The 12,107-nt window shown below is 66.6% G+C and carries 9 protein-coding genes; 5 read left to right on the top strand and 4 right to left on the bottom strand.

Annotated elements, in window-relative coordinates:
• Nucleotides 1–103 precede the first annotated feature (103 nt).
• The 5 genes from ACT6UX_RS01135 (at nucleotide 104) to ACT6UX_RS01155 (ending at nucleotide 8,917) form a co-directional block, all read left to right on the top strand.
• A complete protein-coding gene (locus ACT6UX_RS01135; protein ID WP_444773296.1) occupies nucleotides 104–1,417 on the top strand; it encodes an NAD(P)/FAD-dependent oxidoreductase in 1,314 nt (437 codons plus the stop codon).
• On the top strand, nucleotides 1,414–3,804 hold the full coding sequence (locus ACT6UX_RS01140) for a xanthine dehydrogenase family protein molybdopterin-binding subunit (protein ID WP_444773297.1): 2,391 nt from the start codon (nucleotides 1,414–1,416) through the stop codon (nucleotides 3,802–3,804). The genes ACT6UX_RS01135 and ACT6UX_RS01140 overlap by 4 nt, the downstream gene beginning before the upstream one ends.
• Complete coding sequence (locus ACT6UX_RS01145) at nucleotides 3,801–4,394, top strand: DUF938 domain-containing protein (RefSeq protein ID WP_444773298.1); 594 nt, start codon at nucleotides 3,801–3,803, stop codon at nucleotides 4,392–4,394. The genes ACT6UX_RS01140 and ACT6UX_RS01145 overlap by 4 nt, the downstream gene beginning before the upstream one ends.
• A 136-nt stretch (nucleotides 4,395–4,530) precedes the next feature.
• Complete coding sequence (locus ACT6UX_RS01150) at nucleotides 4,531–5,721, top strand: efflux RND transporter periplasmic adaptor subunit (protein ID WP_444773299.1); 1,191 nt, start codon at nucleotides 4,531–4,533, stop codon at nucleotides 5,719–5,721.
• 19 nt (nucleotides 5,722–5,740) lie between these two features.
• Nucleotides 5,741–8,917, top strand: coding sequence for an efflux RND transporter permease subunit (locus ACT6UX_RS01155; RefSeq protein WP_444773300.1), 3,177 nt, complete (start codon nucleotides 5,741–5,743; stop codon nucleotides 8,915–8,917).
• A gap of 21 nt (nucleotides 8,918–8,938) precedes the next feature.
• On the opposite strand, the gene ACT6UX_RS01160 is transcribed toward ACT6UX_RS01155, so the two are convergent.
• The 4 genes from ACT6UX_RS01160 to ACT6UX_RS01175 all read right to left on the bottom strand — a co-directional run bounded on the left by ACT6UX_RS01160 (nucleotide 8,939) and on the right by ACT6UX_RS01175 (nucleotide 12,018).
• Nucleotides 8,939–9,388 carry a hypothetical protein gene (locus ACT6UX_RS01160; RefSeq protein WP_444773301.1) on the bottom strand — a complete coding sequence of 150 codons (450 nt, stop codon included), beginning with the start codon at nucleotides 9,386–9,388 and terminating at the stop codon, nucleotides 8,939–8,941.
• Nucleotides 9,389–9,390: 2 nt separating this feature from the next.
• Entirely contained in the window at nucleotides 9,391–9,885 is a 495-nt protein-coding gene (locus ACT6UX_RS01165; RefSeq protein ID WP_444773302.1) for a pyridoxamine 5'-phosphate oxidase family protein, read from the bottom strand.
• Nucleotides 9,886–9,961: 76 nt separating this feature from the next.
• Nucleotides 9,962–11,359, bottom strand: a complete 1,398-nt coding sequence (locus tag ACT6UX_RS01170) for a sensor histidine kinase (protein WP_444773303.1) — start codon at nucleotides 11,357–11,359, stop codon at nucleotides 9,962–9,964.
• Complete coding sequence (locus tag ACT6UX_RS01175) at nucleotides 11,356–12,018, bottom strand: response regulator transcription factor (protein WP_444773304.1); 663 nt, start codon at nucleotides 12,016–12,018, stop codon at nucleotides 11,356–11,358. The genes ACT6UX_RS01170 and ACT6UX_RS01175 overlap by 4 nt, the downstream gene beginning before the upstream one ends.
• Between the last annotated feature and the right edge of the window lie 89 nt (nucleotides 12,019–12,107).

The raw sequence follows: 12,107 nt of genomic DNA on the forward strand, positions 1-12,107 counted from the left end.
GAATTGCGCAAGCGGGTAGAAAGTCTCCGGCAAAATTAGTGCGGGAGAGGAGGTGGCCGCGCAAGCCTTCCCATGGCACCTCTTCTCGCGGAGAAGAATGCAAATGACCGAATCCGACTATCCGGCCAGCTGGTATGCCGCCACGCGAGACGCGGACACGATGCGCGCGCCGCTCGCCTCACAGGAAGAGGCCGATGTCGCAGTCGTGGGCGGCGGCTTCGCGGGCCTGCACACGGCGCGACTGCTGGCGCAGCAGGGCAAGCGGGTGCTCCTGGTGGAGCGCCAGCGCATCGGCTGGGGCGCCTCGGGCCGCAACGGCGGCTTCGTCGGGCCGGGCTATGCCCAGCGATCCGGCGCATTGATCGACCGGCTGGGACTCGATCATGCCCGCCGCCTCTATGCCCAGTCGCAGCGCGGCGTCGCGATCGTGCGCGACGCGATCGGAGAGCTCGGCCGGCCCGACATCCTGATGGGCAACGGCAAGCTCAGCGTTTCGCGCACCGACCAGGGCGCGGGCTTCGCCGACCGCACACGGAAACTGGCGGAGCAACTTGGCGCTTCGTTCGAACCCTGGCCGACCGAGCGCACACGCAGCGTCCTGGACACGATGCGTTACCATCAGGCGATCCACGACCCGACCTCGTTCCATATCCACCCGCTCAACTTCGCGCTGACGCTGGCGGACGATATCGAACGGATGGACGGCAAGGTCTGCGAGCGGACGGAAGCCGTCGGGCTCACGCGCGACGGCAGCGGCTGGCGACTTCGCGCCCTGCACGGCACCATCAAAGCGCAGCACATCGTACTGGCCGGCAATGCCGATCTCGGCGCCGTGCAGCCGCGGATCGCGCGGGCGGTGCTACCCGTGGCGACCTATGTCGCCGTCACCGCGAAGCTCGGGCCCCGCCTCGGCGAAGCGATCCGCTGGACCGGCGCGATCTCCGACACGCGCCGCGCCGGCGACTATTACCGCGTCGTCGATGGCGACCGCCTGTTGTGGGGCGGCCGCATCACGACCGACACGACGGAGCCGCGGCGGCTGCGCGACATGATGCGGAGCGACATTCTCTCGGTCTATCCGCAGCTCGGCGAGATCGACATCGCCTATGCTTGGCCCGGCATCATGGGATACGCGCCACACAAGATGCCCCAGGTCGGCGAGATCGAGCCCGGGCTCTGGGTCTGCTCGGCCTTCGGCGGTCATGGCGTCGCCCAGACGGCCGCTGGCGCCGATGCGGTCGCGGCGGGCATCCTGGGCGACCCGTCGCGCTGCCGCCTGTTCGCGCCCTTCGGCACCGGCTGGGCCGGGGGGCCCGCCGGCCGTGCGGCGACGCAGCTTGCCTATTGGGGCCTCCAGATGCGTGACTGGTGGGACGAGAAGCGCCAGGCCCAGAACGCGGAGACGCTGCGCACATGACAATCGAACGGATGGGGGACTCGCCCCGGCGGCGCGAGGACGCGCGCTTCGTCACCGGACACGGCGCCTATCTCGACGATCTGAAATTCGAGCGGCTGACCCACGCCGTCGTGCTGCGCTCCCCGCACGCCCATGCGCTCATCCGGTCGATCGACGCTACAGCCGCCCGCGCGGCTCCCGGCGTCCTGACCGTCTTCACCGCCGCCGAGGCAATGGTGGACGGGCTGAAGCCGCTGCGACCCTATGCCGAAGCGAACGTCCAAACGGGCGAGCCCTTCGCCTTCGCAGCCCAGCCGCTGCTGGCCTCCGACAAAGTACGTTTCGCCGGTGAGCCGGTTGCCTTGATCGTGGCGGAGACGCACGCGCAGGCCCTCGATGCGGCGGAGCTGGTGATCGTCGACTACGAGCCACTATCGGCTGTAGCCTCGGCCCATGCCGCCCGTGCACCGGATGCGCCGCAGCTTGCGGACGAGATTCCCGGCAATACCTGCCTCGACTGGCACACCGGCGACACGGCAGGTACCGAAGCCGCCTTCGCCGCGGCGGCGCATGTCGTGTCGCTCGACCTCGACAACCATCGCATCGTGATGAACCCGATGGAGCCGCGGGGCGGCGTCGGCACGTTCGATCCCGCGACCGGCCGCTACACGCTCCACGTCTCCAGCCAGAACATCCACATCAACCGCAATCACGTCGCCCGCTCGCTCGGCGCCGAGCCGAAGGACGTGCGGTTCGTGGCGCCCGACGTGGGCGGCGGCTTCGGCGCCAAGAACTTCGCCTATGTCGAACACGCGCTGATCCTGTGGGCGGCGCGCCGGGTCGGCCGGCCGGTGAAATGGATCGCGAGCCGCAGCGAAGTCTTCCTGTCGGATCATGCCGCTCGCGACATGCAGGCCAGGGCGTCGCTGGCGCTCGATGCCCAGGGCAGGTTCCTCGCCCTCCGGATTTCGAGCCTCGCCAATCTCGGCGCCTACATGGCCGGTGCCGGCGGCGGCGTGCAGACCTTCCAGTACATCCACCTGCAGGGCTCGGTGTACCGCATTCCCTCGATCGCGCTGCATGTCGTGGCGGTCGTCACCAACACCGCACCGATCGGCGTGACGCGCGGGCCAGGCTTCGCCGAGGCGATCAACGTCGTCGAACGGCTGATCGATGCCGCAGCCCGCCAGACCGGCTTCGACCGCGCCGACCTCAGGCGATCGAACATGGTGCCGCCCGAGGCGATGCCGATGACCAATGCGTTCGGCTTCGAGGTCGACAGCGGCCACTTCGCCGAATCGCTCGACCTTGCGCTGGTTCGTGCCGATCGCGCGGGATTCGAGGCGCGGCGGCGCGAGAGCGAGGAACGCGGCCGGCTGCGCGGGCTGGGCTTCGCCTATCACATCAAGGCGACGGGCGGCCCGCCCGACGAGAATGTCGACGTGCGCTTCGAAGCCGACGGCACGATCTCGCTGATCACCGGCACGCAGCATATCGGCCAGGGCCACGAAACGACCTTCCCGCAGATCCTCAGCACACGGCTGGGTGTGCCCAACGCCCGCATCCGCCTCGTGCAGGGCGACACCGACGCGATCCCGTTCGGCGGCGGCCACGGCAGCTCGCGCGCGACCTACATGGGCGGTACGGCGATCTGGCGGGCCTCGGACGAGATCATCGCCAAAGGCACGGTGCTGGCGGCGGATGCGCTCGAAGCGTCGGAAACGGACATCCGTTTCGAGGACGGGCGTTTCGAGGACGGGCGTTTCGAGGACGGGCGTTTCGAGGACGGGCGTTTCGAGGAGGGGCGTTTCGAGGAGGGGCGCTTCGACGAGGGGCGCTTCGTGGTCTCGGGGACCGACCGCGGCATCGGCCTGCTCGAGGTGGCGGCGCTCGGTCGCGAAAAGGGCGCGCCGCTCGACACGTTCCACGCCTGGAAACGCGAACACATGACCTTCCCCAACGGCGCGCACGTGGTCGAGGTCGAGATCGACCGCGACACCGGCAAGGTCGACCTGGCGCGCTATACGGCGGTCGACGATTACGGCGTGCTGGTCAATCCCATGATCGCGACCGGCCAGGCGCACGGCGCCATGGCCCAGGGCGCAGGCCAGGCGCTGATGGAGCTTGCCGCCTATGACAGCGCCTCGGGCCAGATGGTGGCGGCGTCCTTCATGGACTATGCCCTGCCACGCGCCGACGACCTGCCATCGTTCGACCTGGGCTTCAATCCCACGCGCTGCACGACCAATCCGCTGGGCGTGAAGGGTTGCGGCGAGGCCGGCGCCATCGCGGCCTTCCCCGCCATCGCCAACGCCATCCTTGACGCGCTGGCCACGCTGGGCGTGAAAGGCTTCCACGGACCCGCGACCCCCGCGCGGATCTGGCAAGCGATCCAGGAGGCACGATGAAGCGCGAAGCACCGGCGGCAGCCCGCAACCGGCAACCCATTCTCGACGTGCTGCAGCCGCGCCTGCCCAAGGAGGGTCTCGTGCTCGAGATCGCCAGCGGCACCGGCGAACATGTCGTTCACTATGCCGCTGCCCGGCCCGAACTCACCTTTCAGCCGAGCGACCCCGACGCCGGTGCCCGCGCCAGCGTCGACGACTGGGTGCGGACGCTGGGCTTGGCCAACGTGCGCCCGGCGCTCGAGGTCGACGTGACCAGGTCGGCATGGCCCGTCGAGCGGGCCGACGCCGTGCTCTGCTGCAACATGATTCACATCGCGCCCTGGGAGGCCGCGGTTGGACTCATCGCCGGCGCCAGCCGTTTGCTGCCTCCCGGCGGGCTGCTCTTCCTTTACGGACCTTACCGGCGTGGCGGGCGGCACACGGCGCCCAGCAACGAGACGTTCGACTCCGACCTCAAGCGGCGCAATCCCGCATGGGGCGTGCGCGACCTTGAGTCCGTCATCGAACGGACCGACGCGCAGGGCTTTTCCGCGCCCGACATTATCGAGATGCCGGCAAACAATCTGTCGCTGCTCTTCAACCGCCTGTGATGCCCCTGGGCGGTGGCAATCCTGCAGGGGATGCGCTAACGCTGGGCTCTGCGTCGCGGGGAGCATCGTCGGAAACATGTCGAATCGTAGCGATGAAGCCGTAGTTTTTGCAGTCCCAAGACAATTTCGGGCGCTGGTGCCCTTCCTGACGGCGATCGCGCTGACCGGGCTGCTGGCCGGCTGCAAGCAGGAGAACAAGTTCCAGCCCCCGCCCCCGGCCGAGGTCAGCGTCGGCGTGCCCGTGAAGCAGGAGGTGGCGCCCTTCGAGGTGCTCACCGGCAACACGGTGGCCTTCGCGACCGTCGACCTCGTCGCCCGCGTCGAGGGCTTCCTCGTCTCGCAGGATTATGTCGACGGCTCCGTAAAGAAGAAGGACGACAAGCTCTTCGGCATCGAGCAGACGATGTACAAGGCCAAGGTCAAGGAGGCCGAAGCTCAGCTCGACGGCGCCAAGGCCTCGCTCGTGCAGGCCGAAGCCGAGTTCACCCGCCAGGAGACCCTGCTGCGCCAGAACGTCTCGGCGCAGAACACCTTCGATACCGCCAAGGCCAAGCGCGACAATGCGCGGGCCAATGTCGAGAATGCCGAGGGCAACCTCACGATCGCCCAGACCAACCTCGGCTACACGACGGTCCTCGCGCCGTTCGACGGCATCGTCAGCAAGCATCTGATCTCGGTCGGCGAGCTGGTCGGCGCGTCGACCGCCACCAAGCTCGCCACGATCGTGCAGCTGGACCCGATCTACGTCACGTTCACCATGAGCGAACAGAACGTGCTGCAGATCCGTCAGAACCTGAAGGATCGCCGTCTCGACCCCGAGGAACTCAGCAAGGTTCCGCTGGAAATCGGCCTGATGAACGAGGAGGGCTTCCCCCACAAGGGTTTCCTCAACTACGTGTCGCCGGAACTCGACGCGACGACCGGTACGATTCTGGTCCGCGGACTCTTCAACAATCCGACGCGCGCCCTCATTCCCGGCTTCTTCGTGCGCGTGAAGGTGCCTCAAGGGCTGGAGGCGACGGCCTCCCTGCTGGTACCCAACCGCGTGATCGCCGAGGACCAGGCCGGCAAGTACCTGCTGACCGTCAACAAGGACAATGTCGTCGTCCAGACCCGCGTCACCACCGGCCAGCTTCTCGCCAGCGGCCTGCGCGTGATTTCGACGGGCCTCAAGCCGGACGACCAGGTCGTGCTCAGCACCAACGGCGCCGCCATTCCCGGCGGCAAGGTCATTCCCAAGCTGACGACGGTCCAGGCAACGACCGACGGCACTCCTGCCGCGCCCCCCGCCGCGCCCCCAGCCGCCTCCCCAGCCGCGCCCAAGTGACCGGCGGGAGAGCGCAGCCATGATTTCCGCCTTCTTCATCAACCGGCCAGTTCTGGCCAACGTCCTCGCCATCGTCATCGTGCTGATCGGCGGCGTGGCACTGGCCACCTTGCCGATCGCGCAATATCCAAACGTCGTGCCGCCCACGATCCAGGTCACCACGACCTATCCGGGCGCGAGTGCTGCCGTCGTCGTCAACGACGTTGCCCTGCCGGTCGAGTTGCAGGTCAATGGCGTCGAGAAGATGATCTACATGCAGTCCTACAGCACGGACTCCGGCACCTACACGCTCACGGTGACGTTCGAGATCGGCACCGACCTCAATTTCGCGCAGGTGCTGGTGCAGAATCAGGTCAGCGCGGCGCTCGCTTCGCTGCCCATGCCGGTGCAGGCCCAGGGCCTCGTCGTCCAGAAGAAATCGACGTCGATCCTGCAGATCGTCTCCCTGACCTCCCCCGACCAGCGCTACGACAGCCTCTATCTCAGCAACTACGCCACCATCAATCTGGTCAACGAGCTCGCGCGCCTGCCCGGCGTCGGCAACGTCAACGTGCTGGGTGTCGGCCAGTACTCGATGCGCGTCTGGCTCGATCCGCAGAAGCTCTACACGTTCGGCCTCACGCCGGCGGACGTGAGCAAGGTCATCCAGCAGCAGAGCCAGGACGTGACGGCGGGCCAGGTCGGCCAGCCGCCAGCGCCCAAGGGCCTGGATTTCCAGTACACGATCGACGTCGTCGGACGCCTCAGCACGCCCGAGGAATTTGGCAACATCATCGTCAAGGCCGAGCAGGGCAATGGCGGCAGGATCGTGCGGGTGCGCGACGTCGCCCGCGTCGAGCTGGGCGCCCAGACCTACTCCCAGACCTCGCACATCAACGGCAAGCCCAATTCGGGTCTCGCGATCTATCAGCTGCCCGACGCCAATGCGCTCGACGTCGCCAACCGCGTGAAGGCCAAGATGGCCGAACTGGCGAAGTCCTTTCCGCCCGGCCTCGCCTACGAGGTGCCGTTCGACACGACGCTGTTCGTGAAGGCGTCGATCCACGAGGTCTTCATGACCCTGATCGAGGCCGGCATCCTCGTCCTGATCGTGATCGTGATCTTCCTGCAGGACTGGCGCGCCATGCTGGTGCCAGCGACCACGATCCCGGTGACGATCATCGGCGCCTTCGCCGCCATGGCCGCGCTGGGATTCACGATCAACACGACGACCATGTTCGGCATCGTGCTGGCGATCGGCATCGTGGTCGACGACGCGATCGTGATCGTGGAGGGCGTCGCCCATCACATCGAACGGGGCCTGACGCCCCACGACGCCTCGATCAAGGCGATGGACGAGCTGTTCGGACCCGTGATCGGCATCACCCTGGTGCTGATGTCGGTGTTCCTGCCGGCCGCCTTCCTGCCCGGCCTGACCGGCCAGATGTTCGCGCAGTTCGCGCTGGTGATCGCCGCCACGGCCCTGATCAGCGCCGTCAACGCCGCCACCCTGAAGCCCACCCAGTGCGCGATGTGGCTGCGGGCCGCGACCCCGCCCGAGAAGCGCAACGTCTTCTTCCGCGGCTTCAACAAGGTCTACGGCAAGATCGAGGACGCCTATGCCGGGCTGGTCGGCTTCATGGTCCACCGGGCCGGACTGATGGTGCTGCTGGCGCTGGTCGCGGCCGGCATCGGCGGCTGGGGCGTCGCGCGCCTGCCGACGGCCTTCATTCCCAACGAGGACCAGGGCTATCTCATCATCGGCGTGCAGCTGCCGGACGGTGCCTCGCTCGAGCGCACGGGCGTCACGCTGCGACAGGCCGCCGAGATCGCCATGGCGGCACCGGGCGTCGAGAATGTGGTCGCGCTGGGCGGCATGTCGGTGCTCGACAGCAACTCCTCCCTGGCAAACGCCGCGGTGTCCTATGTCATCCTCAAGGATTGGGACACGCGCCTGAAAGCCAAGGACCAGGACCTGCGCTCGATCGTGCTCGGCCTGATGGAGAAGCTCAAGGTCCTGCAGGATGGCCGTGCCTTCGTCATCGTGCCGCCCGCCATCCAGGGTATCGGCAATGCCGGCGGCTTCCAGATGCAGGTCGAGCAGAAGGACGGCAGCTTCGATTATGCCAAGCTGCAGGCCATCACCGACACCATGATCAAGAACGCCAGCACGCAGTCGGCGCTCTCCAACCTCGTCACCTCGTTCCGCTCCGGCGCGCCTCACGTCCGCATCGAGGTCGATCGCGTGAAGGCCGAGTCTCTCCGCGTGCCGGTCGGCGACGTCTTCACGACCCTGTCAAGCTACATGGGCTCGTCCTTCGTCAACCGCTTCAACAAGTTCGGCCTCAGCCTGCAGGTCTACATCCAGGCCGATTCGCAGTACCGCACGCGGCCCGAGGATATCCTGAAGCTGCAGGTCAAGAACCTCGACGGGCAGATGGTGCCGATCGGCGCCATCGCCGAGCTGCAGCCCGCGCTCGGCCCGCCGCTGATCAGCCTCTACAATCTCTACCCGTCGGCCGCGATCGTCGGCTCTCCGGCAACGGGATTCAGTTCGGGCGAAGGTATCGACCTGATGGACCAGATCGCCAAGGCGATCCTGCCGGCCGGCACGGGGTACGAATGGACGGGCATGGCCTACCAGGAAGTGATCGTCGGCAACCAGCTGCTGTACGTGTTCGCGCTGGCCATCCTCCTGGTCTATCTCTGCCTTGCCGGCCAATACGAAAGCTGGATCGCGCCGCTCGCCGTCATCCTTGCCGTGCCGCTGGCGCTGAGCGGCCCTGCCATCGCGCTCAACGCGGTTGGCCTCGCCAACAACATCTACACCCAGATCGGCCTGATGCTGCTGATCGCGCTCGGCGCCAAGAACGCCATCCTGATCGTCGAGGTGGCGCGCGAGCGCCGTGCCGAGGGCAAGGATATCGTCGAGTCCGCCATCGATGCGGCCCGCACTCGCTTTCGGCCGATCCTGATGACGTCCTTTGCCTTCATCCTGGGCGTCGTGCCGCTGGTGACGGCAACCGGCGCGGGCGCCAATTCGCGCATCTCGCTGGGCCTCTGCGTGTTCAGCGGCATGATCGCCTCGACCTGCCTCGCCGTGCTGTTCGTGCCGTCGTTCTTCACGGTCCTTCAGCGGTTCGAGGAACGCGGCAAGGCTAAGAAGGGCAAGACGACACCGCCGCCGGCCGAAGGCGTGGCCGCGGCAGGCGACTGACACGGGCGCGGGTCGCCGTCCTCAGTGGCGGACGACCCGTAACCCGTTGTCAGAAAAGCGACGGCTTCCCAAAGAAGTGGGACGCCGGTCCAGATCGTCCAGCAGAATCCCGAGTGCCACACGCTCGATCTCGATCTCGCGCGAGGTCCGGACGCCCATCCGCCGCAGCAGGGATTCCAGCGGCACCCCCCTCGCGGCAAGCTGCACCAGCGATGCCGTCCAGGAGACGGGCATCGAGGGCAGACGCCGATTGACCACTGCACCCACCATCACACCGAGGGAGGCAACGATGGAGGCATTGCGCTCGAGCAGGCTCTCGAGGTCGACCTCGTCGTCGAGCGCGCGCAACCGCCGCTCGATGCGTGGCCGGTTGCCTGCGCAGCGACGCAATTGAGCGCCGGTCGCCTGTTCGATGCGGAGGTCCATCGCTGTCAGGGTGTCGAGGGGGATACGCCCGATCCTGGTCGTCATCCTCAGCCCCGCAAGCTGACCGTCGCCACCTTGTCCTTGTAATCCTGCTTCGGATCGGCGCCGAGCAGCATCTTGATGCCGGCGACGATGCTCGACGCGTCAAGCCAGATTTCGGCGCGCTCGGGGTCGAGGCGCAGCAGGGCGAGCTTCGGATCGCTCTTGCCGCCTTCGTACCAGGCCGCCACGTAGCGGTTCCACAGCCGGTCGATGACCGCCGGATTGTTGTCCAGCGAGAGGCCGCCATGCACCGTCGCGAACAGGTCATGCCCCTTGGAGGTGAAGGTCGCGATGGCGCGATTGCCCTCGCCGGCGCCGAGCTTCTCGACGATGGCGTTCTCCCGACTCGTGAAAAACCAGATCGGCCCGCGCTCGCCCTCGAGCTGGGCGGTCATCGGCCGGGCATGGCCATCCTCGACGCCGTCGAGACCGAGCATCATGGTCATGTCGGACTTCAGGGCCGACCAGAACTTCTCTTCGATTTCCTTGGGGGTGGGCATCGTCGGCTCCTGTCAGATTGTTTGGACAGAGCGCCCAACGCGCATCGCAACAGCGCGTTGCAACGGTACGCGAGTTCTAACTCGCGCCTTTCACGGCGCCGCTGGCCATGCGGTCCGCCCTCCGCTCTCGGCGCCCCTCGGCGCCGGCAGGCGGGGCCGAGAATTTCGCCTCGAAACCGAATTGTTTTCCCGGCAAGGGCGATGTCAGAACGAACTCACCACCGGTTCCGGCGGCGATGGCGCTGACGATGGCAAGTCCGAGACCGGAGCCCTCCACGACGGTCTGGCCCCGCTCGAAAGGCTGCAGCAGTCGCGACAGCAGATTAGGCGGAACGGGCGGGCCGTCATTGGAAACGGTCAACACGCCGGCCTTTGACAGAACGATCGACACCGGCAGGCCGGGCCGTCCGTGCTTCAGTCCGTTTTCGATGAGGTTTCTCAGTACGATAGCGAATGCGTCGGCATCGATTCCGGCAGGTACCGGTGTTTCAGGAACATCGAGGACGATCCGTGCGGTCGTGCCGGACTTCCGCACCATCTCGTCGACGACCATCTTCGCGACGCCTGCGATGTCGGCCGTCTCCCCGCCCTGGAGGCGGCCGCCCTCCGCTCTCGCCAGTTGCATCAGCTTCTCGGACAAGCGCGAAAGCCGCTGCAACGCCAGCTCGATCTGGTGCGCCCGCTCCCGGGAGGCCGCGTCCTTTGTCTCTGCGATCAGCCTTTGCGTTTGCGCCAGCGCCGCAGCCACCGGTGTGCGCAGTTCATGCGCGGAATTGGCGGTGAAACTTCGTTCGGCCTTCAGAGCGCGGTCCAATCCGAGAAGGAGATGGTTCACGGCGTCCGCGATCGGCGCGATCTCGGAGGGGAGACCCGCGACGGGCACCGGGGTGAGATCACCGCTGCCACGTGTCTCGATCGCGGTTCGCAGGTTCCGGATCGGCGACATCGACAAGCGGACGATCGCCCAGACGAGGAAAAGGCTGGCGGGAACCAGCAGGGCAAGCGGCCAGGCGAGGCCCAGGAGAGCTTCCTTCGCGACCTCGCGCCGATGTGCGAGCGGCTCGGCCACGGCGATCGTGATCGTGCCTTGCAACGCGGCGTCGAAGTAGACCCTGTGGGTCGGCGTATCGACGAATCCCATCTTCGAGAAGGGAGGAAACACGGAATCGTCGGCATGATGCGAGCGCAGGAGCGTGCCTCCGCGCTCATCGCGTACCACGTAGGTGAAATACTCGTCGTGGTCCCTCAGCGTGACGATACGCTGGGAAGTGTCGCCCTTCTCACGGCTCAGGATATCGAGCACGGCGAGCGGGAGAAGACGCTGGGCCGTCTCTTCGAGCGCGCTGTCGAAGACCTTGTCCATCTCGTGGCCAAGTCTTTGTGCCGTCGCCACGGTGGCAATGCCCCAGAACAGCGCAACGCCAACCCCCAGCCACAGCGATATCCGCCATTGCAGGCTGCGCGGCGCCGTCACGCGGCGCGTCCCAGCCGATATCCGACGCCGCGTACGGTTTCAATGATGCCATGTCCGAGCTTCTTGCGCAGGCGACTGACATGCACCTCGGTCGTATTGCTTTCCACCTCCGCCCCGAAGGCATACAGCCTCTCCTCCAGTTGCGCCTTGGACAGGATCTGGCCGGGACGCTGCACGAAAGCCTCGAACAATGCCCATTCGCGAGCGGTCAAATCGATGCTCCGTCCCGCGCGCAGGATCGAGCGCGCGGCAAGATCAATGTCGAGGTCCCCAATGTGAACCAGAGGATTGGGATTGCCGGCATACCGCCGCGCCACCGCATTCAGCCGGGCCGAAAGCTCGGAGAGGTCGAAGGGCTTGACCAGGTAGTCGTCGGCCCCGGCATTGAGTCCCTCTATGCGGTCGGACAGTTGGTCCATCGCCGTCAGGATGATGACGGGCGTAACATTCCCCCTCGCACGAAGGTCGCGCAGGAAGCCTATGCCGCGGCCATCGGGCAGCATCAGGTCCAGCAGAAGAAGATCGTAGGCGGCACTGCCGATATGGTCTCGCGCCGCATCCAGCCGCGTGACCCAATCCACGGAATGGCCCTCGGCGGCGATCTGATCGCGCACGGCCGCGCCAAGAATCGCATCATCCTCGATCAACAGAACCCGCATGATCCCAGTCCGGTCAGTTGCTGAGCCCGCTCGCCGGACCTCGCATGAACTATAGTCGGCGAGCTGACATTGACCTGAAGCAAATGCAG

The organism is Reyranella sp. (assembly GCF_052439685.1).
GTDB lineage: Bacteria > Pseudomonadota > Alphaproteobacteria > Reyranellales > Reyranellaceae > Reyranella.

Bases quoted from the DNA above. Each gene is read 5' to 3' on its own strand.
- ACT6UX_RS01135 (WP_444773296.1), top strand. From the start codon at position 104: ATGACCGAATCCGACTATCCGGCCAGCTGGTATGCCGCCACGCGAGAC.
- ACT6UX_RS01140 (WP_444773297.1), top strand. From the start codon at position 1,414: ATGACAATCGAACGGATGGGGGACTCGCCCCGGCGGCGCGAGGACGCG.
- ACT6UX_RS01145 (WP_444773298.1), top strand. From the start codon at position 3,801: ATGAAGCGCGAAGCACCGGCGGCAGCCCGCAACCGGCAACCCATTCTC.
- ACT6UX_RS01155 (WP_444773300.1), top strand. From the start codon at position 5,741: ATGATTTCCGCCTTCTTCATCAACCGGCCAGTTCTGGCCAACGTCCTC.
- ACT6UX_RS01160 (WP_444773301.1), bottom strand. From the start codon at position 9,388: ATGACGACCAGGATCGGGCGTATCCCCCTCGACACCCTGACAGCGATG.
- ACT6UX_RS01165 (WP_444773302.1), bottom strand. From the start codon at position 9,885: ATGCCCACCCCCAAGGAAATCGAAGAGAAGTTCTGGTCGGCCCTGAAG.
- ACT6UX_RS01175 (WP_444773304.1), bottom strand. From the start codon at position 12,018: ATGCGGGTTCTGTTGATCGAGGATGATGCGATTCTTGGCGCGGCCGTG.